Below are 26,388 nucleotides of genomic sequence, written 5' to 3' on the forward strand. Positions count from 1 at the left end.
ACAGATTTAAGACAAGAGAATTTATGACTTAAATATTGTCTTTCTTCATGATAGTCTCAGCAGAGGATTGCTTTTTTTTATATACATCTTTGTTGGCTGTAGGTTTTATACAATTCTTTATCTCTAACTTATAACGCCATTATTAAAATATAATCCAATAAGACTAAGAGAGTTAATAATTCCATGTGCAATTATTATAGGAAAAAGTTTTCGCTTAATTATAAAATAGACTGAACCAAATATAAGGGCAATACAACCAGTGGCAATAACACCTGCTAATCCTTGGTAAATGTGTAACATTCCAAATATTACAGCATGTATAATTAATGCTATAATTATTCCCAATGTATTATTTCCAGTACAATCAACCAATCTATTTAGTAAATATCCACGAAATAACAATTCTTCACCTAAGGCTGCACCAAACCAAACAACTGTAATCAGGTAACCTATAAACACAAGAGGTTTTCCCATAAAAAAGGCAAATCTATCAGCTGCACCTGCTGGGTTCGTTAGACCAAAACTTTCCAATATTGGTTTTACAATTAGTCCCATAATTGAAAAAACTAGTATTACAGTGCCAAGTGCTATCAATATATTAATCATCCAATTTTTTGTACCTTTTGGAATCTTAGGCCCAAACTCTTTCCAGTTTATTTTTTTTTGTTTCATGAAAATCGTACTAACTATAATACCACACCAAATTGCTATTGAGCCAGCACCAATTACGTCGAAATAATCCGCAAGGTGTTTTATGCTCAATATAGTTAGGAATACAATTGTTATTTCTACAAGTATTTTAATATTAAAGGATTTCTTTTGTGGTTCCATATCATTCATCTAATTGTTTTTATGTAATTTTAGGACAAATTTACTAATAATAATTTAAATTAGGACAAGTTTACTAATGAAATCGACAAAAGAAAAAATATTGGATAATTCAAGGCACTTATTTAATGAGCAATCTTATAGTTCAGTAACTATTAGAATGATTGCAAAAACATTAAAGATGAGTTCAGGGAATTTAAATTATCATTTTAAAAAACGTGAAGAAATTTTGGAGGCTTTATATTTTGAAATGACAAAAGAATTTGACTATAGACTCTCAAGTTTCTCTGAGATGGAAGTTTCTATAAATCAAATAAAAATTGAAATTAAGTTAACCATGAAGCGAATGATTGATTATCAATTTTTCTGGACAGACTTATACAATATATTAAATTTAAATGATAATATTAAAACTCATTTTCATAAAATATATGATTCACGATATGAGAGTTATATCTTTTTATTTACTCAATTAAAAAAGAATAAATTAATGAAAGTATCTATACTGGATTGGGAATGCCAAAATCTTGCCGAACAAATGATTCTTTATAGTAATACTTGGTTGTATTCTACCGTATTATATGGAGGGAAAATTAATGAGAGTGTAATAGAAAAAAAAGCAAATACTTTATTAAGTATACTTTATCCTTATCTTACTGTAAAAGGAAAGAAAGAATTTTATGAAATTATAGATTCTAATGAAAGATAAATCTGTTTTTTCCAAATATGCTTTAACTTTAACTATGTAACTAATTAGTTGTAAGATGTATATATCTTTGTTGGCAGAAGTTGTTGTTTTATTTCCTTAGTTTTTTTATTACCTCCGCGCTTACCCAAAGTATATCCACATTTTCAAAATCGTCTGTACCTACATTTCTGCTAAAGAAAAGGTATTTACCGTCTATTGATATACCTACGCAAACTGCACACTGTTAGTGTCAGTATTTTTAATTGACTGGATATATTATGAAGCTATCATGAATTTTTTTTGTTGGTGTATCTCCCAATTTTGTTAGAGCATTTGAAAGTTCTTTTAATGTGAGCACACTTAACGGAAGTTGGTGTTCTTTAGGCTGGTAGATACTTCCCATGGGATAATCAACTCCAGCTAATTGAGTCATTTCAATGTGATTTCCAAGTATGGTTGAAACCTCATTAATGTCGGTGAATTTTACAAGTCTTTCAATACTCATTTTAAAAGCAATCCAATCATTTATGTATAGTCTACCAGGATAAAAAGTGTCTCCAGTCAAGAGAATTTTCGTCGAAGTATCATAAACCGCAATTGAAGACGCTTGGTGTCCAGGAATTGGTATTATTTTCATCATGCGATTTCCTAAATCATAATCTACAACTTCTTCGGGCCAGTTTGCTATCTTAAAAAAATCTTGTACATCGTTAACCTCAAGACCGATTACAGAAGTGTTCGGTTTTCCTTTGAATTGTACATCGCCAGCATAGTGGTCTCCATGCTTATGCGTATGAGCCACAATTAATTCAACTTCTCCATTCTTTTTAGACCAATCGTTAATAATTGTATTTACAGTTTCATAAAGCGGAAAAATATCATCTTCTTGAGTAGCTCCAGTATCCATTAATAGCGCTTTGTTCTCACCAAAAAACAGAAACATAAAAGGCGCTTCATAATTTGTACACTTGTTTTGACGTAAAATATAAGTATTGCTATTGTACTTAACGACCTGAATTGGTGGGTCCATATTATCTTCACAGTTTTCAGAACCATGAATCCAATTTTGAACCTTTAAATCAACAGTGTCTTCGATTGATGGTTGGCATGACAAAATCAAAGTTAGTATTGATAGTAAGATTGTGACTTTTGTTTTCATATGTTGATCTATAATGGCTTTAATGTGATTGTATAAGATTCGTTGCGTGTTTAATCACCTGATTTAATAAACAAATCATAGATAGACACGAGCTCAGCGAACTGGCGAAGCAATTATACACGGTATTAGCCGCTGTGTTTTTTAGTTATAATTTTTCTTTAATTGCTTTTCTCCAAAAGTAAATTCCAAAAACGCAGGTCACAATTGCAAACATAATTCCGTTTTCGCCAAGCCAATGTTCCGTTCCTTCATTTTTAATGGTTAATTCAGGTAATATTTTTTGAATATATACATTGCTTACGGCGTGAAAAATTACTGCTGGCCATAGGCTTTTAGATTTAAAAGTGTAGTATGTCATAATAAAAGACATAGAAATAATTACGATGAAGAATGTTATAAATTCCAATAATACATTATTACTATAGTAAACAAGCAGCGGCCAGTGCCAAGCAGCCCAAATAAATCCACTAAAAACAGATACACCAGTAAAGGAAAGTACCTTTCTCAATTCATAGATAAAAAAACCTCTCCACCCAATTTCTTCTCCTAAAGTTGTTGCTGAGGCTCTTATTACTTCTACAGTACCTATTAAAATAATGGCTATTATTGTTATTGCCGTTGGATTTAATGATCCTATTCCAAACAAACCAAGTTCTTTTCCCCAGTCTATAATGACTTCTTCATTGGCTAAACTTCCAAATCCGAAACTCCAGATTAGTATATAAGTGATTAACCCATATAAGGCAGGAATGAAATAAGACAATCGGATATATTTCCAATTTCCCCAATTCCAATTTAAAGATGAAATTTTACGCCCTTTTATTTTTAAGGTAATAAATGCGGCAATTGCAGGACACCACATGATTGCTCCAACATATATTCGTGATGGATATAAATTAACTATGGCATAATGGAAAGGTGAAGTAAGCGCAAATACGAGAGCCAGAAATAGAAAGATCGTATTCCAAGTTTTTTTTTGTTCTGTTAAATTTTCTTGCATTTTAATTTTCTGATTGGTTGTTAATGGAAGACGATGAGTCCGTAGTTTTGTTACATTGCGCCTAATGTGATTGTATAAGATTCATTATGTGTTTAAGCACCTGATTTAACAAATAAATCACAGATAGACACGAGCTTTGCGAACTGTGCGCAGCAAAAGTCAGCGAGGACTTTCGTAAATTGGCTAATACAAGCAAATAATTTTATACGTTGTTGCCATTAGTTTGTTTTTACATTTATTTTTTCAATTCTGTTTATCATTTCTTCTGCATTTGTATTTTCAGGATTGTGTTCTAAAGATTTTTGATAGCTTATTTTTGATAATTCAAATTGGTCATTTAAGAAATAACTTTCGCCCATACTATCAAATGCATTTGATGAATTTGGGAATTCTGAGATAAGTAATCTAAAAATGCTAATAGCCTCTTCTATTTGACCTTTCTTAATCAAATCATAGCCAAGTTGATTTAATTCATTTTCATCCGAAAAATTATATTCAGAAAAATTTTGTTTTTTTAAGTTTTTATAAAGCTCAATTCCCTCATTAGCATTATCATAACATTTTTCTCTAATTGCGAAATAAATAGACTTCTGTGGTATTGAAAAGGGATTGCCTTTTAAAATATTTTCGACTGCATCAGTTATTTCTCGAAGCTTGCGGTTTTTATTATTTGTCATTAAAACGATTGATAAATCTTCTTTCACATTATAATGGATAAAAGATTCATAATTGAAAGATGATCCATGATGTTGATGAATTAGCAAAGTGTCATTCTCAATGACCCCAATTCCTAAAGCAGAAGAACTCTCCTTAGAATGCGAATCAAATAAAGTAATTAACGATTTATTAGATATAAACTGTCCTGAATGTAAGTTGATTATCCATTTATACATATCATTTGCAGTAGGGTTTACCCAGCCAGAGAATTCGATATCCATTGCTCTATCATTTACAAAAGTATTATTAAATGCGGTTACTAATTCAGGGTTTTGAGTATCCGCGTCAATAATAGCATTTGTCATACCGCCAGGAATAAGTAGGTTTTTTTGAATGAAATCATTAAAACTCATTCCAGATACTTGTTCAACAATTCTTCTTTGCAGAAAAATATTATTGTTGCTGTACAAGTAATCTGTGCCAGGTTCAAAATTTAGACGTTTAATATTCTTTATATCATTATAGATGTCTTGGTCATTCTTAATATTGTTCCAGTTGATTCTTGGCAGTCCACTAGTATATTGAAGTAGATGCTTGATACTAACGGTGTTTGACCATTCTGGTAATTGCAATTCAAAATTTGAGATTTTATCATCCAGATTAAGTAACCCTCTTTCATTTAAAATCATTATCGCAACAGCGTTGAATTCTTTTGCTATAGAACCAATGTTAAATATTGAGTTTCTACTAAGTTTTTTTGATCTAGAGGCATCTGAATATCCAAATTCATTTTGATATATAATATTATTGCCCTGTGCCACAAGGATGTTCCCATTGAACAATCCACGTTTATATGACCCCTCCATCAATGTGTCTATTTGGTTTATTGTTGTTTCAGACAAATACTTTAACGTCGGATTGTTTTTATTTTGACAGTTTGTGAAAAAGATTATTGATGTCAGAAAAAAGAGCGTTTTTATTCTATTCATTTTTGAAATTTTACTGAAAGACTATAAATTAATTAAACTGTTGCAGTTTTTAATTAATGTATTTGTTGATATTACCAGCTTCGAAATCATTCCTCTTGATTAATATATTTTAACCCTTCGTATAAAGCTACTAATGGTACAGAGCGATGGTTTTCTTTTTCAAAATATTCTATTTCGATATTTAGAGGTTTATCCGATTTCTTTGTTATTAAAGTATAGAGAGAGTCGTGTCTTTGTTTATTCCTTTCGTAATTAGCCTCTCCTTGATTGGCAGTAGCTATATAAAGTTTTTTATTCAATGATATTGAGGAAATAGAATCAACTTTGTTTTTCATCATCTCCTCATTCCACCAAATACTTGGGTCTATAGAAATGTAAGCATTGAATACGCTATTTTCATCCATATAGGAATTTAGTGTAAGTAGTCCTCCTAAAGAGTGCCCAACAAGAGTTCTAAACGGTTCTGTCTTATACTTTTTATCAATATAAGGTACTAGTTCTTTCTCAATGAAATTCAAAAAAATCCTTCCACCTCCCATATTATTCGGTCGTTTGGTTTTAATTTTTGTAACTGTAAAATCTCGTTCTCGGTCAACATTCTCTATGGCTATAATAATACTTTCAGGCATTAAATTGTTTCGATTCCTATTAGAACTCATAAAATGTACTATTCCAGATGCTGTTTTAAAATGAGTATATCCATCCAATACTATGATAACCGGATATTTTTTATCAACTTCAGATGAATTATTGTATGAATCAGGAAGACTTATTAAACAGGTTCTTTCTTCATCTAAAATATTAGATTTAATAACGAACTTACTTCCTACTATAATATCTGTTTCATTCTGTCCAAATATGGTTTGTACTCCTGAAAGAAGAATATATAAAATTACAAATGTCAAATTTTTCATAGTTTGTTTTATATGTTTGGTAACGGTTATGTATAAGATCAGTTACGTGGTTTAAGCAACTAATTTAGCAAATAAATTACAGGTATAAAGTCCGCGAGGACTTTCATAAATTGGCTAAAACAAGTAATTAATTTTATACGGTGTCAGCAGTTTTTTTTCTGTTTAATACTTTAATTCCAAGTGTTATTAAGATTATTATTAATGCAATAAAAAATATACTTGTTGAAATGCTTTTTATAACTGAAAATATATTAGTAGTATAAACTGCAGTCTCATTCAATTCGGGATAGTTTTTAAGCATTGTAATAATCCCGATATTTTCCAAATAATCTGCAATTCCGGCAATTATCGGAATTACGCAGAGATAAATATATGGGGAATTTAATTTGTTTAATTTTTTCAAGAAATAACCCAAAAGCAGACAGTAAGAAAGTCCAAATAGCAGTGGGTAAATCATATCAACAGGTATTTGATTGGTCAGATACGTCAAACGGCCATTTTCTTCAAGCGAAATGAATAATTCATTGACATATTTCAAATCATATCCTGAGGGCATCATATCCAATAATTTCATTCCGTTAGAGAATTCCATTGTTTTGGGAATGGTGACAGTGAGCATAAAGGTGTAAACCAGATTGGTCAAGATAAAAAGTCCTAAAACCTTTTTGCCCGAAATATTCTTTTCTATGAATTTTCTTAATCGTTTCATTTTTTTCTCAAATAAGTGCGAACGGTAAACTGCATGAGTAGTGGTAGATTACGTGGTAGTTTCCTAATAATACTTCTACTTCTACTTTGGTATTACTTAAACCCGCATTATGAATTAGAAAATCTATTACGAACCAAAAACACTGCAAATCAGCCACTTCGTTTCGTTATCTTCTCTAACCATAGCGATGTTATGCTTTTCAAATCTAACATCCTGATTTATTGTGTTTTTGATTCTCATAACAAAGTTCTAATGCATATTGCGGGTTATACAAAATGTTAGCCTTTGTTATTTGTTTTTTAGTTCTTGAATTCTGTTTTTATAGTATTCGTCATTACTTAATTCAGCAGCTTTTTTCACAAACCTTAGTGCATTAGTAATATCATTTTGAGCTTCATAATAGTCTGCCATTGAATTATAGGCACTTGCGCTGTTGGGATAATAATCAATATTCGATTTGAAAAACATAAATGCTTTTTCAGGTTGCCCCACTTCTAAATTCATATAGCCATAGCCACTAAACATTTCCTCAATCATTGGAGGGAAGGGATAACCGAAATGCGTTGAATAGATTTCTTCTTGTTTTTCCAATAGCTTAACCAATTCTTCTACTTTTGTTTCAGGATTATTATATTTTTGCGGAGATTTAAACTGGTACCATTTAAAAAGAAAAATCAATCCATCTCTCATCGTTGGGAGCGGAACAGTACCATGTAAATCTTCATTGTACACCTTCCATGAGAAATTTAATCCATTCTGTTTTTGAGAGGTCGCAAAAGTTGAAAAGTCAATGATTGAACGTGCAAACAAAGTGAATTCTGAAGCGTCGTCCATAATATTATCCATGGTTATTTCTTCATTCCACATATGTAGCTGTTCTGCTGCTAAAGACACATAAAGAGATTTGCCTTTATAACTTTCTAAACTCAGCTTTTCTTTTGCCTCCTTCAATAATTTTTGGTGGTCCCAATCCAAACTTGGATCTATGGCTATATAGTTTTGAAAGAGATGTTTATGATTAACCAGCATATTTATAGTAAACAGTCCTGCATAAGAATGCCCAATTAAGGTACGATAGGTCGTGGTTGGATATTTATTGTCAATGTATGGGATTAGTTCTTTTTCAATACTTTGGGTGAAGTTTTCCGCACCACCAGTTTCTTTATTCATTGCTTGCCCACGCCTCATTTTAATCTGAGAAGTAGTTAAGTCCCGTATCCTGTTAGTTTTGTTAGAAATTCCAATTAGAATCATATGAGGCAAATAATGTCCCCAATAATTATCATAAATTTCTTCTAAATTTTCTCTCAGAGAAAATCCATCTAATAAATAAACAACAGGATATTTTACACTACTATTTGGGTTATAATTATCAGGGAATTTAACCCAAAACTTTCGATATTCTTTGAATACCTCTGAATAAACAGAATCAATAATTTCTGTTTGAAATTCACTCGATTGATTCAACTTCGATTGTGCCGATATTTCTTGAAAGACAATAAGGAGTCCTATTGTCAATACTATTTTTAATCCTTTGGTCATGTAATTGTCTTTAACCCTTCTTATTTTGGCTTTCATAATTGATATTAATGTGTTAGTGCGATGTATAAATTTTTTTCATAACGTTAAACCTAAAGCTAAAATATTCATATTTTGATTTGAAAAATATGAAAAGCGATATATAACAGAATTTTATAAGGAATTAGCAATTTTAGCTTGTTGAATAACATACCTCATATCTAACTTGTAAGTCGAGTCGTGTTTCAGGGTTATGTAATCCAAATTAAACTGAAAAATCAATCTAATTGATATTTAATAGATTTTGTAATCTCATGAGTTACATTTCCTGTATGCAAAGCTGATTTATTTTCAATAAGCATTAAATGGCATTCCTTTTTAGAACTGACTTTATGATTAATTCCTTGTTTTACAATGAACAAATCCCCTTTTTTCATTGTAAATGGTTCTTGGTTTTCTATTTCAAAAACAAGACTTCCTTTAAGCACATAAAATAATTCATCTTCATTTTTATGGTGATGCCAAGGCACTTTGTTTCCCTGTATTTTTACAAGTTTTATAAAAACATCATTTACTTCACCTATTATTTTTGGAGAATAGTAGTCTTTTATGGTTTTAAGTTGATCGTTTATATTCATAATATAAAATATTGAAGTTATTGAAGAGATACTTATTAATGAGTTTACATTTATAAAATAGATTCAAAAATTAATGCTTGTCTATAGTCTCTAGCAAATTCTGATCCCTCTCTATAAAATTACCATTCTTGTTCCTACTTCTTTTTTTAACCATTAAATTTTGCCAACCATTTTAAAATCGATTCATTTGTTTCTTGTGGTAATTCCTGTTGAATGTGATGGCCACAATCTAAACTAATCACATCTAAATTCGGAACAAAATCCTGTAGCCTTTCAAATTTTGGTATCATATCTAGATTACCATAGATCATAAGAGTAGGCTGTTTGATGATTGGGTTAATATCTGCTAATAAGTGCCAGTTCCGGTCGAGGTTTCTATACCAATTAATAGCGCCATTAAATCCGGAATTGTTAAAGGCCTTTACAAAAACAGACAAATCATCGTCGTTCATAATAGGATCACCAAGGGGGTTTTCTGCTTTTGCAAGATTTATCATTAACATTCCTGGCTCTGGTGGTGCAAGAGGTACATTCTTACGAAATAAATTACGAAGAAAGTTTTCTGTTTGGTTCTCTAACACAGCATCTGCAACTCCTGGTTTTTTATTAAAATGAACAAAATAGAAATCGTCTCCAAAAAACGCTTCCATCAACTCAATCCATGGTTTTTTGCCGCGTTCTTGATAAGGCAATGCAAGATTTATAATTTTATTGACACGCTCTGGATGTAAGAGTGCAAGGTTCCAAACTACATTTGCACCCCAGTCATGCCCTACAAAAACAGCATCTTTGTAGTTGTAATAATCAAGTAAAGCCACCAAATCACTTGTTAAATGGGTGATATCATATGCTGTTACGTCTTTAGGGCATGACGAATTACCATATCCTCTTTGATTTGGAACAATGACATGATAACCAGCTTTAGCAAGTACTGGGATTTGATAACGCCATGAAAAGGCATGTTCGGGAAAACCATGACAAAGGACAATTGGATTGCCCATATTTTCTTTACCTGCTTCATATACTTCTAACTCAATTCCATTTATTGAAATTATATTTGGATTAGGAAATTCTAAAGATTTTATTTCTGCTATCATTTTAGTATCTGTTTTTATCAATAATTAAATCCTCTATTTTTTTGAAATTCTTTGAACTTGGTACGTGTTTAGTATCTTCAATCAAAACAACGTCTTCAATAGAAGAAAATATTCGTTTGGCTCTTTTAATCAATTTTCTACCAGGAAACATAATATCGTTTTCACAAGCGAAAATAGTAATAGGTGTTTCAATTTGTTGAGCAGATTTTTTAGCTATTACAGGTAATGGTGAAAAGTCCATATTACAATTTTGAAAAGTGGTTCCCATAAATTGGATGGCAAAATTATCAGCTTCACTAAAAAGAGCTTTAATGACTTTTTTTAGATAATTATTATTACCCGTTTTTATGAATTTCTTTAAAGGAATAAACATCTTAAATAAGCCTACAAAAGGATTTCCATTTACGATGTAAACTGGCGCTATTAAAAAAACGTGTTTTATGAGTCTTTCGTTAAATTCTAAAGTCTTTAGTGAAATAAGGCCTCCAAATGAAAACCCAACTAAAGTAACATCTTTTAATCCTAATAAAATAATAACTTCCGTTAACCATTCTCCATAATCTAGAGACTTCATATCTAACCTGTTTTCAGCACTTTTATTAGGTTGCGCAAGCACGTCTATGGCGTAAACACAGTATGTTGAGGATAAATTAGGGAATGATTCTAAAATTAGAGGGGAGCAACCACCTGTGCCATGAATAAGGAGTATAGGTGGGTTTTCTTTGTTGCCCGTAATAATAACATTTGTAGATCCAAACTTTGTTTCTACCGATTCTTCTAAATAGCTGATATTGAGCTTGTTTAATTTCTGGTTGTATAGGGATAAGATTTTGTCTTTTCCTTCTTTTGATTTAAAAAACATAGACTGTTCGTTTTTTGATTGATATTGAAATTGTTTTTTTAAGTTAAAGTCTATACCCTATTCGTAAGTGCATATTTAATTCCAGTTCACTTTTATTCTTTAAATAACCAGCACGTTTAGCAAATGTGTAACTATATCCTGCGCCAAGACCTGCTTCAAAATCAAAATGTTTACCTAAATTTCGCCTAATTCCCCAAGTGGGTATAATGGAAAAATCACTTACTACAGGCGCATCGTCAGTATTGAACAGTGCCAATTCTGGATGATAACCCATCTTTAAAGCAATAAAATTGCCACTATTTCCATCAATTGGTTTTGAGTTCTCTGACCGTTTTTTAAGGTTGTAATAGAATCTTGGCTCCACAACTATTACAGGTGTGAGTAGAAATGGAGAATCATAATCATCATAAAACGTAGATTCCCAAATACCAAAATCAAAACCAATTTCTGTTCTTAATGCTATGGTATTTGATAGTTTTGTTTCATTATATGCCCAGACTCCTAGAACTCCAGTTTGTAATCCGAATATTGATTTTTCTACACTTGTGTTTTGAGCTTTGGCGATTAATGTTAGTCCGCACAAAGTCATAGTAATTAAAGTTTTTTTCATGATGATGTTTTTTGATTAATGATGATTATTGATTGATATTTGTATGAAGTTTACCTTCTTGAAAAAGTAGAATTAAATAATAGTTTTAGTTATTTTCTTTTTTTTGAAATGCTTCCGTTCGCTTTATTTGTTCTTCGAGATTCCATTTAAAATCAAATCTGTTCTTTCAAAATAAAAAGATTGAATCGAGTCCGATTTTAGTTCTTTGCTGGATGTAGTCCTATTATATTTTCATATTCATTGCCTCAGTGACTTCACTCAACGTTTCAATAGCTGTTTCTCTCGCTTTACTTATACCTTTAAGCAAAATATCTCTGACATAGTCTTTATTTTTTTCAAGCTCTATTCTTTTTTTTCTAATAGGCTCAAAATATGTGTTTATAGCTTCTGTTGTTAGCTCTTTAAGTTTTCCTGAACCTTGGTCGCCAATTTTATCAGCAATATCTGTTGGACTTTTATCTGAACATAAGGAAGCTAACTTAAGTAAGTTGGAAACCTCTGGTCTGTTTTCGGGGTCGTAAGATATGTAACGACTTGAATCAGTTTTGGCAGATTTTATTAGTTTTGCTGTTTCGTCTGCTGTTGACTTTATCATAATTGAATTGTTGCGACTTTTACTCATTTTTTGAATACCGTCTAACCCAAGAATAGTAGGTGTATCAGTAAAAAATGCAACAGGTTCGGTAAAAATATTTTTATTGAATTTGGTATTAAAGCGCTTTGCAATTTTCCGAGTTAATTCTATATGAGGCAATTGATCTTTTCCAACAGGAATCACATTACTTTTACAAAACAAAATGTCAGCAGCTTGATGAACGGGATAGATATACATTCCTGCATTAATATTACTCATTCCTGAAGCAGTAATTTCTTCTTTAACAGTTGGGTTTTTGTTTAATTCTGAACTGGAAACTAATGTCAGAAATGGAATAGTTAGTTGATTTAATTCAGGAATATGACTATGTGGAAAAATATGAGTTTTATAATTTTCAGGGTCTAATCCACAGGCTAAATAGTCCAAAGTTAGTTCATAGGTGAATTTTGAAATTTCATTAAAAACATTTCTATCTGTCAACACTTGATAATCAGCAATTAAAATATAAGTCTCAATTCCCAAGCTTTGTAATTTTAATCGGTTTATAATTGAGCCAAAATAGTGTCCAAGATGCAAATTACCTGTAGGTCTATCTCCCGTTAATACGCGGTACTTTTGAGGATTCTTATACAAATCATTTTCTAATAACTTGCTTTGCTCTTTTGCTTTTTCAAAACTTTTATTTTTCATGTATAGATTAATGATTTATGGATTGATGATAACTACATTACCTACTTTACGACCTGTATCAAGATGTTGATGTGCATATCTTATATCCATAAGGTGATATTTTTTGTCGATATGTGTATGCAATTTTCCTTGTTTAAAGAAATTTACCAAATCGTTTAATAAACGTTTTAAATCTTCGGTCTTCTTTATACCAGTAGCCTCAAACTTTACTTTTTTTGGATGCCGTAACATTTGCCATAGTACTCCAACACGTAATACAGGTGTCATAAAAATACCATTTGCTTTTAATACATTTTTAGTGTTGCTATAAGAAAGCTTACCAACAGTATCGTATACTACATCATATTTACTTTGCAGCTCATTCACTTTTATTATAGTATAATCTAATACCTCGTCTGCACCTAACGATAGTACAAAATCAATATTTTTAGTGCTGCAAACACCTGTAACTTTTGCACCCATTATTTTTGCCAATTGTACTGCAGCAGAACCTAAACTACCAGAAGCTCCATTAATTAAAATATGCTGATCTTTTTTAAGTTTGGCATGCTCCTTTAAGAAGTTATATGAGGTTAAAAAACCATCACAAATTGGTGCAGCTTCTATATGAGAAATGTTCTTTGGTTTATTTTCTAGAAGTTCATTTTCGCTCATACATAAGAAATCCGAATTACTACCAGTGCTAAATAATTTTTCTCCAAAAACTTCATCACCTACTTTAAATTTTGTGATTTGCGAACCTATAGCTTTTACAACACCTGAAAAACCAGTTCCTAAAGCTGTGTTTTTGGGCTTAAATAAACCTAAAAACAATCTACCAAATTTCGGTATACCTTGGCGCATCATTGTATCTGCTCTAGTTACAGAAGAGGCTTTAATTTTTATTAAAACCTCATTGGGTTTGGGTGAGGGAATTTCAACATCAATTATCTGAATAACCTCTGGCGAACCGTATTTTGTATAAATTGCTGCTTTCATAATTATTGTATTTTTAGCAAAGTTGATTTTAATTAAATTAATAACGTTTTGTGTTTTATAAGCGGGACACAATTTCTATAAATAGGTTGAACCAACTACATGAAAAACCAAATCCCAAACAACATGAACAATTATAGCAACTAATAAACCACGTCTCCAATATACCCAACCAAAGAAAGATCCTGTAATAAGATTGCCAACTATAGTAGCGCTAAAAGTTACAAAAGTGAGATTTGAAAAGTTTTTTGATAATGGTAAGTGGATTACACCAAAACATATTGCTGTAATAATTATACCTACCCAAACCACGTTTGTAGTGACGATAACTCTTTAAAATTGGTCTTATTCGTGCAATTGAGCAGCAATACTAAACACAATGATAAAAGATATCTCATTTTTGATTTTTTTATAAATTTTCGCTTGTGGTATCCTAAAATATATAGAATTCATAAGGCTCCATAAGAGATTCTAAATGATGATTTGTGGTATTCATTATAACCAGCTAAGCCCTAACCCTACATTAAAAATTACTGCATCTCTATGGGCATCTCCATCTAAAGACGTACGACCTAAAACTAATTTAGACTGCACATTAAGTGCGAAATTTTTCTTTTTATAAATCTCGTAACCTGTACTTGCCATAACAGCACAACCAAAGTTCCAATCGTCATTTATATCGTCTTTAATATCATATAGTGCTGGCGCATCAATTGCTAAACCAATTCCTCCATGAATCCACCAACGGTCTTTTACCCAATATTGTAACGATGGAATAAAACCTCCGAAATGTCTGTCATTATCCTGAAATTCATAAATGTTTCCTGGCAAAGAGGCAGTAATAGCAAGTCTTTCGTTTAACATATAGCCAAACTTTAGATCTGGAAAAACAAAGGTTCCTTGAGATTTGTCAAAGGTTTGAATACCAGCACTATCTTCTATACTGATAATGCCTCCTCCAACTACAAATTCAAATATGAACCCTTTTCTTTGGGTTGTGGTTTCTGAATTTGTGTTTTGTGCGTATGCTATACCAGACAGTAATGCAAAGGCTACACAAGCCATTTTTATTAAAGTTTGTTTTATTTTTTTCATTTTAATTGATTTGATGAGTGTTCTTTTTGATTGTTTTAATTGATGTTACTATTCTAAATTAAACTTTAGCTCTTTCTGTTTTTAATGGATAGTGTCATAATATTAGAAATATTACACATTTACTTAAAAATTTTGAGTCATAGAGAGAGCTTTTAAGGTAGTATTATTTTTTGAGCGCAATTACTAAATGAACAAATGCAGAGTCCCGAGCTTGAGCAGTTCATAAAAGAGCGTAACTTGAATCAATATCTCATAGGACGTATCTTTTGAGGGTTTTTGTGATAAGGCTGCATAATATTTTTATAATGCAGGCATCAGCATCTTTTATTTTTTAAACTATCAGTCTGTCGTGTAAAATCTTGGGCATAACTAGTTCATGATGATTCATTTTTATATTAATAGACAAATTTATACCGTTTAATGTTTTGTAATTAATATAAAAGACAGATCACCTATTTATTGCAGGGTTTAACAAGTTTACATTGGTATTCTGCTTTTTGACTTAGCATTTTGGTGAATCATAATCATCATAAAAAGTAGATTCCCAAATACCAAAATTAAAAACCATGTTCTGTTCTCAGTGCTATAGTATTTGATAGTTTTGCTTCATTATATGCCCAGATTCCTAAAACTCCTGTTTGTAATCCGAATATTGATTTTTCTACACTTGTATTTTGACATTTCATGATTAATGTTAGTCCACAAAAAAAACAAGGTTATTAAAGTTTTTTTCATGATAATAATTTTAGATTTAAGTGAATTTATAAATTCAATCTTATAACCAGCTAAATCCTAACCCTACATTAAAAATTACTGCATCTCTATGGGCATCTCCATCTAAAGACGTACGACCCAAAACTAACTTAGACTGAACATTAAGTGCGAAATTTTTCTTTTTATAAATCTCGTAACCTGTACTTGCCATAACAGCACAACCAAAGTTCCAATCGTCATTGACATCGTCTTTAATATCATATAGTGCAGGCGAATCTATGGCTAAACCAATTCCGCCATGAATCCACCAACGGTCTTTTACCCAATATTGTAAAGACGGAATAAACGCTCCAAAATTTCTGTCATTATCCTGAAATTCGTAGATATTTCCTGGCAAAGAGGCAGTAATAGCAAGTCTTTCGTTTAACATATAGCCAAACTTTAGATCTGGAAAAACAAAGGTTCCCTGAGATTTGTCAAAGGTTTGAATACCAGCACTATCTTCTATACTGATAATGCCTCCTCCAACTACAAATTCAAATATGAATCCTTTTCTTTGGGTTGTGGTTTCTGAATTTGTATTTTGTGCGTATGCCATACCAGATACTAATGCAAAGGCTACACAAGCCAGTATTGATAAAATTTGTTTTTTGATTGTTTTCATTTTAATTGATTTATAATTATTCGATGGTGCAAATTTGAGGTATAAGAAGACTGTAAACGTCCGAAATTATAATCTCGAACCAATTCAAGTATTAAAATGAAAACTGTTTGAATTTTCAATTTGTTAGGCTAACTCTAGTAGCGTATAGGAATAAAATAATTTTTAAATCTAAATATTAAGAAAGGGGAAAGCGTCTAAAAATTAATTTAGCGAGTTTTACTGAGATAAAAGACCTATGACTTTTCGTTATTTAGTATTAGATTTTACCCATTTACTAGGTGTAATGCCCTCTGTTTTTTTGAAGTAGGTGTTAAATACACTTTTAGAATTAAAACCACTGTCATAAGCTAAGCCAAGAATAGTTATATGCGAATTTTTTGGGTCTATGGCTAATGATTTAAAATAATTTAAGCGATACGAATTCACAAAGTCATTAAAATTAAGATGAAAAGCTTTATTTATTGCGTAGGACATTTTATTGGTATTTAATTCAAAAACATCAGCCACGAATTTTAAACTCAATTGCGGATTTAAGAAAGGTTCGTCCTCTTCAAAATAAGAACATAATTCCTCTTTAAGCGTTTCTATTTGTTGAGCATCTAAAATGATTGACGATGGTTTTTCTTCGTCTATTTGATGGTAATTAACGTCTTCAATGGACAAATTGGACTTGTGTAGCTCTGAAAATGCTTTGGTATTATGTAAGGGTTGTAAAAAAGGTTCTTGCCTATAGTTTATCACTTGCCCACGTCTTTGCTCAATCATTTCTTTTAAACGTGTAAACCCTTGGTCTATATAACTTGAATTGCTTAAAATAAACACATCATAGGGTACTGGCATCGTTTTTTCGTTTTGAAATTGTGACCATTTTGTCATCATTTGTTCCGGAACTTCAACATCCTTATTGTTGATAAGTTGAAATAATAAATTTTTCTCCTCTTTTAAGGTAGTATCCTGAATACAATATTGAAACTGTTGACTTCTGTTTAGCCATATTAAACAGAAACATTTCAAATGATGCGCTAATGCTAAATCATTATTAAGTGTTAGAGCGTAGTTTACATTTTCTAATGCTTTTTTAAACTTACGTTGGTAGTAGTAAATGCTAGCTAATGTGTAATGATTATTTGCGGATAGCGGATCTACTTCTAATAATTTGTTTGCATACGTTAAAGCCTTATCAAAAAAGCCAAGCGCTATAGAAAGCTCTGTCATAGCTTCTAATCCATCAATATAATTAGGATTAATATCTAAAGCTTTTTCTATATGTATATATGCATTTTTAAAATCCCATTCACCCCAAAGAAACTTCCCTACAAAAGATAACGGATATTCGGGTAGTGCTGTTTCTATTTCTTTGGCTATTAACAGATTGCCAACAGCTAAATCCATAGCTTCTTGGTAAGGCATATAACCCCAAATGGCCAATAACCCATAGCATTGTAAATTGGCATAATAAGCTTTAGCGTAATTTTTATCTAAGTTAATAGCTTGATTATAGTATGATATTGCTTGATTTAGACTTTCAGGTGTCCATTTTAATTGCAATGAACGCCCTTTTAAAAATAATTGATAAGCCTCGACATTATTTGTTGGTTGCTTAATTAAATGGTCCTGCACTTCAAAATGCCCAAAATTGTTTCGGACTTCATCTGCTATGGCAAGACTCACTACATCTTCCAATTCGAAGATATCTATTAATTCTCTATCGAATTTTTTATACCAATATTGTGTACCGTATTTTGTATCTATCAATTGGCCTGTTATGCGAATGCTATTGTTTGATTTTCTAACGCTTCCTTCTAAAACAGTAGCCACACCTAATTGATTGCCAATATGTCGAACATCAATGTTTTTATTTTTAAATGCAAACGAAGACCGTCTTGCAATCACCTTTAAGCCTTTTATTTTTGATAAGGCATTAATTATTTCTTCTGCAATACCATCACAGAAAGATTCGTTATCAATATCATTACTCATATTGACAAAAGGTAAGACAGCAATAGATTTCTCGTTGATCAAAGTGATGAATTAATCACACAAATGTATAAAATTAAAACTTTAAATTTATGAGAGCCAACGATTGTTGCGCAGTATATTAACTAAGTTTAGAAATAAAAGAAAATAAGACTAAAAACAAATCGATAATTAGGACATTTACTCGTTCTTCTTGATAGGGGATGTTGAGGTATTGTAGTTTTAAAACTTTAGGACTTGTGTTTTTCCATTAAATTGCATGAATTGTTCGTTTTTGTGATTGATTGATGATTTCTGTTTTTAATTAAATGTTAAGAAGCATTTCAAGGAATTTTGATTTCTCCACTTTTCCAACAGCGTAATCAATTACCTCTCCCTTAGGATCAATGAAAATTGTTGTTGGTGTAGCACCAATATTATATTGTTTTACTAGTGCTTTAGAATTTGGGTCATCAATATTAATTTCTAGTGAGACAACTTTAGCATCCATAGCTTTTGTAACCTCATTATCAGCAAAGACTTCACGCTTCATAATGCGACAAGGTGAGCACCATTCCGTGGTAAAGAATACCATAATATTTTTATCAGAATTAAAAGCTAGCTTTTGAGCAGATTCCAAGTTATCTTTCCATGTAATATTATTTGAAGGTGCATAAAATGAGTACCAAGCATACCAAAGCGATACGACAAGAAATGTTAGCCAAAAAAATCGCCAAAAAGGATGGGATTTTCTTTTTATATGCTTTGGAGAATTGTTTGATGTGTTTTCTGAGTTATTCATTTGTATTTGATTTATTTACAGATTGAAAAATTATAATTACTCTGCAAAATCTAAGAGATAAGTTAATTTATATATGTTCCTTCAATCCTTTGTGCCAAAAGTAAATTCCAAAAACACAGGTCACAATTGCAAACATAATTCCGTTTTCACCAAGCCAATGTTCTGTTCCTTCATCTTTTATGGTTAGAGGCGGCATTATTTTTTGAATATACACATTACTGACTGCATGAAAAATGACTGCTGGCCATAGACTTTTAGATTTAAACGTGTAGTAAGTCATAATAAATGACATGGAGACAATTACGATAGTGAAGGTTGCAAATTCTAATAGGACATTGTTACTATAGTAAACTAGCAATGGCCAATGCCAAAAAGACCAAATCAATCCACTAAAAATTGCTACTCCAGTAAAAGACAGTACTTTTCTCAATTCGTAAATAAAAAATCCTCGCCATCCAATTTCTTCTCCCAAGGTGGTTGCAGAAGCTCTTATCACTTCAACAGTGCCTAATAAAAAAACAGCTATGATTGTTATCGCTGTTGGGTTTAAAGTGCCTATGCCAAATAAGCCAAGTTCTTTTCCCCATTCTGTAATGGCTTCGCTTTGGCTAAATTTCCAAAACCTAAAATCCAAATAAGCACATAAGTGATAATACCATATAAGGCAGGAACAACATAAGACCATCGGATATATTTCCAATTTCCCCAATTCCAGTTTAGGGATGATATTTTACGTCCTTTGATTTTTAAGGTTAAAAATGCAGCTATTGCAGGACACCACATGATAGCTCCAACACAGATTCTGGATGGGTATAAATTAACTATTGCATAATGAAATGGTGACGTAAGAGCAATTACCAAACCGAGAAATATAAAGATTGTATTCCAAGTGCTTTTTCCTTCTGTAAATCTTTCTGGCATTTGAGTTTTCATGTTATTATTTTTTGGTAAATGATTATTAAGTCTGCTTGATTTCTATTAAGGTCTAGTTTTTCTTACTTACCTCTATATTTTTTTCAATCAGTGATGATTTATTATAAATTACAGGCATTTGTCCTTTCCAAGTAATCCATAAACTGGCATTACTAATGAGCTTCATCATAAAATGCCCAACATTTATTCTACTTGTTTTTCCTGCATTAAAAATTGCGCTTCTTATTGGAGAAGGATAAATTTCGTAGTCTGAAACTTTATCATCATTAATTAAGCCATCTGGTCTCACTATTACCCATTCAATTTGTTTATTATTTTGCCCTATTTGGGTTCGTAAATAATCGGCTGCTTTTTCATTGTCTACATGAGGTGGTAATACTATGCGAAGTAAACCCACGACACATTTTTCAGCAAATGAAATGGTTTCGTTTAAGTCACGATTACGATTTCCTGTAGTGTTCATTAAAACAAACTTTGTTGGACTTTGAGCATTGTTTGATTTTATGGCATCACATAAGCGTTTCGTAGCATCTGTTACTAATCTTCTTGGTTCCCCATATACACCTTTCCATGTTAAATTGTGACCAAGACAAGATGCCACAGCATTGCAACCACTTGTAATAACACTCATTTCCGTATCGCTTAATTCTAATATACTTGCAGAGATAATTTGTAAGTTTTCATTAGCTTTCCACGATTCTGGTAATTTTTCTGGCGATCTTACAATCACTTTAACTTCGTATTCTTTAATTAAAAGTTGTTCTACTAACTTGCTACCTGTGGCTCCACTGGCACCGACGACTAATACTGTCATTTTGTTTTTATTTTTTATAATTTGCAATACTCAGTTTTCAATAATTTTTAAAAAAGAAATCAAAAGTTAAAGAATGGGTTAACTTATAGTCAAGCATTTTTTAATTTGTATTTCGTAATTCAGCATAAGTATATTTTAGGTTTTTTAATGATTCAATAACCTTACTGTAAGCCTCACGATTTTGCGCAAGCGTTGTCATTCTCGTTAAAACCATATTCTCAAAATAAATGTCTTTTCCGTAAGTGTCTGAAGACGTATCCATTTCCCTAAATTTAACGTTTGGCATCAAAGAATTCTCGTGATAATCTGCAAGGGTTGGTTGATCTGCTAATGAAACGGAGTTTTCATTACAAGATATTAACAATAAGATTAGCACTGGATATAGGCTTTTTATTAATTGAAATACTACTTTTAAATAACTCATAATAAGACTTTTAAAATAATTATAGCACAATGTAAAGCTTATGTCTCTATCACAAAAGGAAAAGTACATGAGCGTAAATAAATCTAATTGTACGTTAGAAAATTTCATAATTGTTCGTTTTTTGATTGATGATTGATTGATGATTGATTGATGAATTATATTTTATTGTTTTGATGTACTGATAACTATTATAAAGTGAAAAGATAAGTTTGAGTTAGATTCTAAATCCTTTTTAATTCTTTCTGTACGACCCTTTTAAATTTCCATTTCAAACCAAATAAAGGTCTCAAGATTGTAATTCTTTTTAAGGTGAATTCATAAATGAGAAAACAGACTATAAACGTAAATACTGTAATTCCTACAAACTCTAGCATAGGATGAAGATCTAATGGCAGAATGAGTAATGCACCTGCATATAAGACAAACATGTGAATAATATAAACTGGATAAACAGCTGCACTCAAATAGCTTAGTAAGGCACTTGGTTTATTAAGGTAACTATAGCCTATTCCAAATAAACCCAATATCCAAGAATTTGATTCTATGGTGGTGATATACATATTTGATAATGACTCAAACCCTGTGAAACGAATCACGAAGAGGATGGCTGCCAAACCGATATATAACCATTTCCACTTTGAAACGGTTTGCCAGAATACTTTACCGCTATATACAAACAGAAATCCAAAAAAGAACCCAAGCAACCCGATAAAAAATCCATGCCAGGTTTTAGCGTATAGTTCAAATAGCTGTGGTTTAACAATACCTATTTCTATCATAAAAAATACGGATATAGATAATGGTCCTAAAGCATAGGTCATCACTTTTGAAATGGCTTTTTTAAATTTTCCATTTCCATTTTTTTTCAAATAGTAAAAAACAGGTGACAACACTACGACATAGACAAAAATGTTTCCTAAAAACCATAGATGTCCCATATGCGGAAAATAACTCAATGGCATATTATAGTAGTTTTGAAAGACTAAAAAGTGTAACGGAGTGATAGCTAAAATACCGAAAACAAAGGGTAAAAGAATTCGTTTACTGCGCTCTATGAATAATTGCTTCCAATTTCTTTTTTTCATTGCAAAATATAAGCCCATTCCCGATACAAAAAACAGTAAGGGTATCCTCCAAACATTGAGCATGGTCATTGGTTTCCAAAGTCCTTCTAAAGCGTCTTCACTTCTTATAAACCCTATAAACATGGCCCAAGGTTGAAATATAATCGCTATATGGTAAATCAGTAATAAACCTATAGCAATGACTCTAAGCCAATCAATATCGTATCTTCTTTCTGTTGTCATCTTGTTTTATGTTTATTGTAGCATCATTGCAACAACAGGACGTGCCTTTTGTAATTCATCAAGATCTAATGTAAATCCCATTGGTTTTAATTGCTGAATTAACATTTCATAGATAGGTTTCATTTGAGCAAAATCTACCATTACTGTTTCCCTTGGTGTAGCTCCATAATTATTACGAACCGTTTTATCAGCTTTTGCATCCATAAGTAATTGTACAATTTCGATTCGCCCGAAGAATGCTGCAGTGTGTAAAGCTGTTCCACCATCATTATTTTTTATAGACAAATCTGCATTTCCATTGATCAATGCTTTCGCTATTTCAGGTTTATTAAAAGTGGCTGCTGACATTAAAGGTGTAGATCCAGACATGGCCTCTTTTTGATTAATATCAGTCCCAGCTTCAATATGTTGCTTAACTGCATCCAAATTTCCCGTTAATACAGCTCCGTGAATATCTATATCAGGTGCGTTTACTGTTTTTGTTGCTTTAGCGGAATCATTTGAACTTGTTTCTTTGTTAGATTGTGCGCATGAACTTGTTAATAAAAGTGCAAAGATTAACATCTGAATTGTCATTCTAATTGAAGTAATTTTAAATGTTTTCATAATTTAATTTATATTGATTAAGAACTTGATTTTTGTTTCTACAAAGATGCGATACTAACTTAGTTGGTTGATAATCCGCATGAAGCCTATTGTGTCAAGTTTGGTGAGAGATTGAAAATTATGACGCAGGAGTATAAATTATGACGCAAAAACTCATTTTTTGATAAAGAACTTTCAACTATAAGCGACATAGTGTTTAAATAAAAATTTCTACTTTTGGAACAGTACAAAGCAACATGTCTAACATCTCACATCAAGAAAAATTTATTGAGCAAGCTCAGTCGCTTATTTTAGAGAATATCTCTAATGAGCAATTTGGAGTTTCAGAATTGGCAGACCTCATGAATATGAGCCGATCAAATTTGTTGCGGAAGATTAAGAAACAAACACAAGGTAGTGCAAGTCAATTTATTCGTGAAGTCCGACTTCAAAAAGGGATGACGATGTTAAAAGAAACGGAGCTTACTATTTCTGAAATTTCTTATGAGGTTGGCTTTAGTAATAATTCTTATTTTATTAAATGCTTTAGAGACTATTATGGGTATTCCCCAGGCGAGGCCAGAAAAAAAATAGGTAAACAAACAGAATTTGAAGATGAATTTAAAGTCGAAGGAGATCACCAAAACACAGAGATTATTGAAGTTGCTGAAAAAACTTTTTTTAAGCCAAACCGTATTCAGATAATAGTAGGAACGGTCTTGGTTATAGTACTAGCACTATTTTTGTTTCTCCCAAAAGAAACAATCAATTCTGAAAAAAATGTCGTCAACCTTAAGAAATCGATTGCAGTATTGCCGTTTATAAATATGAGTAATGACTCTGATAACCTTTATTTTGTAAACGGACTTATGGAGTCAACGTTAAACAATTTACAGAAAATTGAAGATATTCGAGTAATTAGTAGGACCTCTGTAGAAAAATATAGAGATACAGATAAGACAATAACAGAAATCGGTGAAGAACTAGGTGTCAATTACTTGATTGAGGGTAGTGGACAACGCATTGATGGTCAGGTTTTGTTGAATATTCAATTGATTGATGCGTCAAAGGATTCACCTATATGGGCAGAACAGTACAACCATAAAACGGAGGACATTTTTTCTGTACAAAATGAAGTTGCAAAAAAAATTGCAGAAGCCATTGAAGCAAAAGTAACACCAGCGGAGCTACAACAAATAGATAAAAAACCAACGGAAAACGTATTAGCTTATGATTATTATTTAAAAGGACTTGAAGCCTTACAAACAAAGACAAAAGAGGGGTTGCAAGCTGCTATTAATTTATTTGAAAAAGCGATAGAACAAGACTCGGAATTTGCACTCGCCTATGCTCAGATTGCAATTTGTTACTATTACTTAGATGTAAATAAAATTGAAAAGAAATATTTAGCCGAATTAAATGAATATGCAGATAATTCCCTGTTGTTTGATTCTACTTCTGAATTGTCTCTGATTGCAAAAGCACTGTATTATATAAACGCAAACGAATTTAGGTTAGCGATACCTTACTTGGAAAAAGCACTAGATTATAACCCAAATGCTTCTTCTGTAGTACTAATTTTATCTGATATATATGCTAGAGTTGTTCCAGATACAAATAAGTATCTCACTTATGCATTAAAAGGAATAAAATTAAATATTGAAGCTAACGATAGTATTTCTAAAAGCTTTATCTATCTAAACTTGAGTAATGCATTAGTCCAAAACGGGTTTGCTAAAGAGGCTTCAAAATACATTGAAGAATCTCTGAAGTATAATCCTAAAAATCAATATAGTACCTACTTAAAAAATTTTATAGATTATGCGAATAATAAAGATTTAGAATCCTTAAGAAAAAAAATGCTCATAGAGTGGCGTAAAGATACTACTCGCGCTGATATCACTCAAGAATTAGCCAAAACATATTATTTTCAGGAAGATTACGAAAAATCATTGGTTTATTACGAGAAATATATTAGTATACTTACTACTGATAAAATTGACTTGTATCCAGCAGAGAACATAAAAATAGCCTACACCTATAAAAAATTGGGTCTTCCTAATAAAGCAGAAAAATATATTCAGAAATATAAAGATTATTTGGAAGAAGATGAGTCAATTTACAGAGAGGCAAGTTTAGCTATGCTGTATCTTTATGAAAATATGCCAGATAAAGCTATAGAAGCCTACGATAAATTTAGTTCACAAGATGGTTTCCAATATTGGGTGCTTTTATTTATGAAGGAAGACCCTCTATTGAACCAGTTGCAGAATCATCCAAGATACGACGAAACTATTGAGAAAATAGAAGTGCAATTTTGGGAAAAACATAAAATACTTAAAGAAACTTTAAAAAAGGAAAAACTATTATAGATCGTTGGAATTTAATTATCCATACTATTCAAAATATTGGTTGAGGTTGAGTAATAGTTAAATTTTAGCGCAATCAACTCAATTTCATATAACTTAAGAGTGACCTCGAGAGGATTCGAACCTCCAACCCTCAGAGCCGAAATCTGATATTCTATCCAGTTGAACTACGAGGCCATTAACTTCTGTAAACACAGAAATCGCTTTACTTTATCTGTTTAAGACAACTTTGCCTTTACAATATTAGAAATCGTCTTTCCATCGGCTTGTCCTGCTAATTTTTGACTTACAATTCCCATAACTCTTCCCATGTCTTTCATACCTTCTGCACCAACTGCTGCAATGGCTGTCATTACTTCTTCTGTAATTTGCTCTTCAGAAAGTTGAGCTGGCAAGAATTGACTGATCACTTCTGCTTGTGCTAATTCTGGTTCTGCTAAATCATTACGATTCTGCTCCGTAAATATTGCAGCACTATCTTTACGTTGCTTTACTAACTTAGATAGAATTTTTATTTCTTCTTCCTCAGACAAACCGTCTTGGCTACCTGATGTTTGCGCTAATAATATCTCTGATTTTACAGCTCTCAAAGCAGCTAAAGCTGTCTGATCTTTTTCTTTCATTGCTGCCTTCATAGCAGTCATTATATCTACTTGTAAACTCATAATTGTATTCTTTTTAAAGAAATGCGAAGATAGAAAAAGTTTTGCTTACGTGATGTAAGATTAGCTCTAAAACAAAAGCCGCTATAAACAAAAAGCCCAAAAAGTTTGAGGGACTTTTTGGGCTTGACTTA

28 protein-coding genes and 1 tRNA gene are annotated in these 26,388 nt (G+C 31.6%); 2 read left to right on the forward strand and 27 right to left on the reverse strand.

What is annotated here, in order from left to right:
• Window positions 1–123: 123 nt before the first annotated feature.
• Window positions 124–840, reverse strand: a complete 717-nt coding sequence (locus tag ABD730_RS11430) for a CPBP family intramembrane glutamic endopeptidase (RefSeq protein WP_344714708.1) — start codon at window positions 838–840, stop codon at window positions 124–126.
• A 67-nt stretch (window positions 841–907) separates the two neighbouring features.
• Here ABD730_RS11430 and ABD730_RS11435 point away from each other — a divergent pair, with 67 nt between their 5' ends.
• Window positions 908–1,537, forward strand: a complete 630-nt coding sequence (locus ABD730_RS11435; RefSeq protein ID WP_044634113.1) for a TetR/AcrR family transcriptional regulator — start codon at window positions 908–910, stop codon at window positions 1,535–1,537.
• 238 nt (window positions 1,538–1,775) lie between these two features.
• Here the strand turns inward: ABD730_RS11435 and ABD730_RS11440 are convergent, their stop codons facing one another.
• The 24 genes from ABD730_RS11440 to ABD730_RS11555 all read right to left on the reverse strand — a co-directional run bounded on the left by ABD730_RS11440 (window position 1,776) and on the right by ABD730_RS11555 (window position 23,244).
• The gene (locus ABD730_RS11440) at window positions 1,776–2,675 is read right to left on the reverse strand and encodes an MBL fold metallo-hydrolase (protein ID WP_344714711.1); all 900 of its coding nucleotides are present in this window, start codon (window positions 2,673–2,675) and stop codon (window positions 1,776–1,778) included.
• A gap of 145 nt (window positions 2,676–2,820) precedes the next feature.
• Window positions 2,821–3,675, reverse strand: a complete 855-nt coding sequence (locus ABD730_RS11445; RefSeq protein WP_344714713.1) for a CPBP family intramembrane glutamic endopeptidase — start codon at window positions 3,673–3,675, stop codon at window positions 2,821–2,823.
• Window positions 3,676–3,893: 218 nt separating this feature from the next.
• Entirely contained in the window at window positions 3,894–5,321 is a 1,428-nt protein-coding gene (locus ABD730_RS11450; protein ID WP_344714715.1) for a serine hydrolase, read from the reverse strand.
• An 86-nt stretch (window positions 5,322–5,407) separates the two neighbouring features.
• Window positions 5,408–6,235: an alpha/beta hydrolase gene (locus ABD730_RS11455; protein WP_344714717.1), complete on the reverse strand. Its 828-nt coding sequence runs from the start codon at window positions 6,233–6,235 to the stop codon at window positions 5,408–5,410.
• A gap of 133 nt (window positions 6,236–6,368) precedes the next feature.
• Window positions 6,369–6,944 (reverse strand): hypothetical protein, encoded by a 576-nt coding sequence (locus ABD730_RS11460; RefSeq protein ID WP_344714719.1) that lies wholly within the window; start codon window positions 6,942–6,944, stop codon window positions 6,369–6,371.
• A 288-nt stretch (window positions 6,945–7,232) separates the two neighbouring features.
• A complete protein-coding gene (locus ABD730_RS11465; protein WP_344714721.1) occupies window positions 7,233–8,486 on the reverse strand; it encodes an alpha/beta hydrolase in 1,254 nt (417 codons plus the stop codon).
• A gap of 254 nt (window positions 8,487–8,740) precedes the next feature.
• On the reverse strand, window positions 8,741–9,100 hold the full coding sequence (locus ABD730_RS11470; protein ID WP_344714723.1) for a cupin domain-containing protein: 360 nt from the start codon (window positions 9,098–9,100) through the stop codon (window positions 8,741–8,743).
• A 146-nt stretch (window positions 9,101–9,246) separates the two neighbouring features.
• Window positions 9,247–10,197: an alpha/beta fold hydrolase gene (locus ABD730_RS11475; protein ID WP_344714725.1), complete on the reverse strand. Its 951-nt coding sequence runs from the start codon at window positions 10,195–10,197 to the stop codon at window positions 9,247–9,249.
• Between the two features lies 1 nt (window position 10,198).
• Window positions 10,199–11,059 (reverse strand): alpha/beta fold hydrolase, encoded by an 861-nt coding sequence (locus ABD730_RS11480; protein ID WP_344714727.1) that lies wholly within the window; start codon window positions 11,057–11,059, stop codon window positions 10,199–10,201.
• A gap of 43 nt (window positions 11,060–11,102) precedes the next feature.
• Window positions 11,103–11,669, reverse strand: a complete 567-nt coding sequence (locus ABD730_RS11485) for a hypothetical protein (protein ID WP_344714729.1) — start codon at window positions 11,667–11,669, stop codon at window positions 11,103–11,105.
• 223 nt (window positions 11,670–11,892) lie between these two features.
• Window positions 11,893–12,954: a tryptophan--tRNA ligase gene (gene trpS / locus ABD730_RS11490; RefSeq protein ID WP_344714731.1), complete on the reverse strand. Its 1,062-nt coding sequence runs from the start codon at window positions 12,952–12,954 to the stop codon at window positions 11,893–11,895.
• A 15-nt stretch (window positions 12,955–12,969) separates the two neighbouring features.
• Window positions 12,970–13,932, reverse strand: a complete 963-nt coding sequence (locus tag ABD730_RS11495) for an NAD(P)-dependent alcohol dehydrogenase (protein WP_344714733.1) — start codon at window positions 13,930–13,932, stop codon at window positions 12,970–12,972.
• A gap of 75 nt (window positions 13,933–14,007) precedes the next feature.
• Window positions 14,008–14,241 carry a CPBP family glutamic-type intramembrane protease gene (locus tag ABD730_RS11500; RefSeq protein ID WP_344714735.1) on the reverse strand — a complete coding sequence of 78 codons (234 nt, stop codon included), beginning with the start codon at window positions 14,239–14,241 and terminating at the stop codon, window positions 14,008–14,010.
• A 183-nt stretch (window positions 14,242–14,424) separates the two neighbouring features.
• A complete protein-coding gene (locus tag ABD730_RS11505) occupies window positions 14,425–15,024 on the reverse strand; it encodes a hypothetical protein (protein ID WP_344714737.1) in 600 nt (199 codons plus the stop codon).
• A 557-nt stretch (window positions 15,025–15,581) separates the two neighbouring features.
• Complete coding sequence (locus ABD730_RS11510; RefSeq protein ID WP_344714740.1) at window positions 15,582–15,710, reverse strand: hypothetical protein; 129 nt, start codon at window positions 15,708–15,710, stop codon at window positions 15,582–15,584.
• Between the two features lie 89 nt (window positions 15,711–15,799).
• The gene (locus ABD730_RS11515) at window positions 15,800–16,402 is read right to left on the reverse strand and encodes a hypothetical protein (protein ID WP_215925636.1); all 603 of its coding nucleotides are present in this window, start codon (window positions 16,400–16,402) and stop codon (window positions 15,800–15,802) included.
• Between the two features lie 246 nt (window positions 16,403–16,648).
• Window positions 16,649–18,382 carry a helix-turn-helix domain-containing protein gene (locus ABD730_RS11520; protein ID WP_344714743.1) on the reverse strand — a complete coding sequence of 578 codons (1,734 nt, stop codon included), beginning with the start codon at window positions 18,380–18,382 and terminating at the stop codon, window positions 16,649–16,651.
• 301 nt (window positions 18,383–18,683) lie between these two features.
• Complete coding sequence (locus tag ABD730_RS11525) at window positions 18,684–19,160, reverse strand: thioredoxin family protein (RefSeq protein ID WP_044633946.1); 477 nt, start codon at window positions 19,158–19,160, stop codon at window positions 18,684–18,686.
• A 67-nt stretch (window positions 19,161–19,227) separates the two neighbouring features.
• Window positions 19,228–19,794: a CPBP family intramembrane glutamic endopeptidase gene (locus ABD730_RS11530; protein WP_205618145.1), complete on the reverse strand. Its 567-nt coding sequence runs from the start codon at window positions 19,792–19,794 to the stop codon at window positions 19,228–19,230.
• Window positions 19,716–20,093 carry a hypothetical protein gene (locus ABD730_RS11535; RefSeq protein ID WP_220352410.1) on the reverse strand — a complete coding sequence of 126 codons (378 nt, stop codon included), beginning with the start codon at window positions 20,091–20,093 and terminating at the stop codon, window positions 19,716–19,718. The genes ABD730_RS11530 and ABD730_RS11535 overlap by 79 nt, the downstream gene beginning before the upstream one ends.
• 52 nt (window positions 20,094–20,145) lie before the next feature.
• Window positions 20,146–20,907: an NAD(P)-dependent oxidoreductase gene (locus ABD730_RS11540; protein WP_044633982.1), complete on the reverse strand. Its 762-nt coding sequence runs from the start codon at window positions 20,905–20,907 to the stop codon at window positions 20,146–20,148.
• Window positions 20,908–21,007: 100 nt separating this feature from the next.
• The gene (locus ABD730_RS11545; RefSeq protein ID WP_044633947.1) at window positions 21,008–21,331 is read right to left on the reverse strand and encodes a hypothetical protein; all 324 of its coding nucleotides are present in this window, start codon (window positions 21,329–21,331) and stop codon (window positions 21,008–21,010) included.
• 221 nt (window positions 21,332–21,552) lie between these two features.
• On the reverse strand, window positions 21,553–22,638 hold the full coding sequence (locus ABD730_RS11550) for an acyltransferase family protein (protein ID WP_044633948.1): 1,086 nt from the start codon (window positions 22,636–22,638) through the stop codon (window positions 21,553–21,555).
• A 12-nt stretch (window positions 22,639–22,650) separates the two neighbouring features.
• Complete coding sequence (locus ABD730_RS11555; protein WP_044633949.1) at window positions 22,651–23,244, reverse strand: ankyrin repeat domain-containing protein; 594 nt, start codon at window positions 23,242–23,244, stop codon at window positions 22,651–22,653.
• A 236-nt stretch (window positions 23,245–23,480) separates the two neighbouring features.
• Between ABD730_RS11555 and ABD730_RS11560 the strand changes: the two genes are divergently transcribed.
• Window positions 23,481–25,595 (forward strand): helix-turn-helix domain-containing protein, encoded by a 2,115-nt coding sequence (locus ABD730_RS11560; RefSeq protein WP_044633950.1) that lies wholly within the window; start codon window positions 23,481–23,483, stop codon window positions 25,593–25,595.
• 100 nt (window positions 25,596–25,695) lie between these two features.
• Here the strand turns inward: ABD730_RS11560 and ABD730_RS11565 are convergent.
• A tRNA-Arg gene (locus ABD730_RS11565) sits at window positions 25,696–25,769 on the reverse strand.
• Between the two features lie 41 nt (window positions 25,770–25,810).
• A complete protein-coding gene (locus tag ABD730_RS11570; protein ID WP_334470653.1) occupies window positions 25,811–26,257 on the reverse strand; it encodes a GatB/YqeY domain-containing protein in 447 nt (148 codons plus the stop codon).
• Window positions 26,258–26,388: the final 131 nt, after the last annotated feature.

It is taken from the genome of Winogradskyella damuponensis (assembly GCF_039538385.1).
GTDB lineage: Bacteria > Bacteroidota > Bacteroidia > Flavobacteriales > Flavobacteriaceae > Winogradskyella > Winogradskyella damuponensis.

Excerpts from the sequence above, each read along its gene's own strand:
- ABD730_RS11430 (WP_344714708.1), bottom strand. The coding sequence starts at position 840 with ATGAATGATATGGAACCACAAAAGAAATCCTTTAATATTAAAATACTT.
- ABD730_RS11435 (WP_044634113.1), top strand. The coding sequence starts at position 908 with ATGAAATCGACAAAAGAAAAAATATTGGATAATTCAAGGCACTTATTT.
- ABD730_RS11440 (WP_344714711.1), bottom strand. The coding sequence starts at position 2,675 with ATGAAAACAAAAGTCACAATCTTACTATCAATACTAACTTTGATTTTG.
- ABD730_RS11445 (WP_344714713.1), bottom strand. The coding sequence starts at position 3,675 with ATGCAAGAAAATTTAACAGAACAAAAAAAAACTTGGAATACGATCTTT.
- ABD730_RS11450 (WP_344714715.1), bottom strand. The coding sequence starts at position 5,321 with ATGAATAGAATAAAAACGCTCTTTTTTCTGACATCAATAATCTTTTTC.
- ABD730_RS11455 (WP_344714717.1), bottom strand. The coding sequence starts at position 6,235 with ATGAAAAATTTGACATTTGTAATTTTATATATTCTTCTTTCAGGAGTA.
- ABD730_RS11460 (WP_344714719.1), bottom strand. The coding sequence starts at position 6,944 with ATGAAACGATTAAGAAAATTCATAGAAAAGAATATTTCGGGCAAAAAG.
- ABD730_RS11465 (WP_344714721.1), bottom strand. The coding sequence starts at position 8,486 with ATGACCAAAGGATTAAAAATAGTATTGACAATAGGACTCCTTATTGTC.
- ABD730_RS11470 (WP_344714723.1), bottom strand. The coding sequence starts at position 9,100 with ATGAATATAAACGATCAACTTAAAACCATAAAAGACTACTATTCTCCA.
- ABD730_RS11475 (WP_344714725.1), bottom strand. The coding sequence starts at position 10,197 with ATGATAGCAGAAATAAAATCTTTAGAATTTCCTAATCCAAATATAATT.
- ABD730_RS11480 (WP_344714727.1), bottom strand. The coding sequence starts at position 11,059 with ATGTTTTTTAAATCAAAAGAAGGAAAAGACAAAATCTTATCCCTATAC.
- ABD730_RS11485 (WP_344714729.1), bottom strand. The coding sequence starts at position 11,669 with ATGAAAAAAACTTTAATTACTATGACTTTGTGCGGACTAACATTAATC.
- trpS (WP_344714731.1), bottom strand. The coding sequence starts at position 12,954 with ATGAAAAATAAAAGTTTTGAAAAAGCAAAAGAGCAAAGCAAGTTATTA.
- ABD730_RS11495 (WP_344714733.1), bottom strand. The coding sequence starts at position 13,932 with ATGAAAGCAGCAATTTATACAAAATACGGTTCGCCAGAGGTTATTCAG.
- ABD730_RS11505 (WP_344714737.1), bottom strand. The coding sequence starts at position 15,024 with ATGAAAAAAATAAAACAAACTTTAATAAAAATGGCTTGTGTAGCCTTT.
- ABD730_RS11510 (WP_344714740.1), bottom strand. The coding sequence starts at position 15,710 with ATGAAATGTCAAAATACAAGTGTAGAAAAATCAATATTCGGATTACAA.
- ABD730_RS11515 (WP_215925636.1), bottom strand. The coding sequence starts at position 16,402 with ATGAAAACAATCAAAAAACAAATTTTATCAATACTGGCTTGTGTAGCC.
- ABD730_RS11520 (WP_344714743.1), bottom strand. The coding sequence starts at position 18,382 with ATGAGTAATGATATTGATAACGAATCTTTCTGTGATGGTATTGCAGAA.
- ABD730_RS11525 (WP_044633946.1), bottom strand. The coding sequence starts at position 19,160 with ATGAATAACTCAGAAAACACATCAAACAATTCTCCAAAGCATATAAAA.
- ABD730_RS11535 (WP_220352410.1), bottom strand. The coding sequence starts at position 20,093 with ATGAAAACTCAAATGCCAGAAAGATTTACAGAAGGAAAAAGCACTTGG.
- ABD730_RS11540 (WP_044633982.1), bottom strand. The coding sequence starts at position 20,907 with ATGACAGTATTAGTCGTCGGTGCCAGTGGAGCCACAGGTAGCAAGTTA.
- ABD730_RS11545 (WP_044633947.1), bottom strand. The coding sequence starts at position 21,331 with ATGAGTTATTTAAAAGTAGTATTTCAATTAATAAAAAGCCTATATCCA.
- ABD730_RS11550 (WP_044633948.1), bottom strand. The coding sequence starts at position 22,638 with ATGACAACAGAAAGAAGATACGATATTGATTGGCTTAGAGTCATTGCT.
- ABD730_RS11555 (WP_044633949.1), bottom strand. The coding sequence starts at position 23,244 with ATGAAAACATTTAAAATTACTTCAATTAGAATGACAATTCAGATGTTA.
- ABD730_RS11560 (WP_044633950.1), top strand. The coding sequence starts at position 23,481 with ATGTCTAACATCTCACATCAAGAAAAATTTATTGAGCAAGCTCAGTCG.
- ABD730_RS11570 (WP_334470653.1), bottom strand. The coding sequence starts at position 26,257 with ATGAGTTTACAAGTAGATATAATGACTGCTATGAAGGCAGCAATGAAA.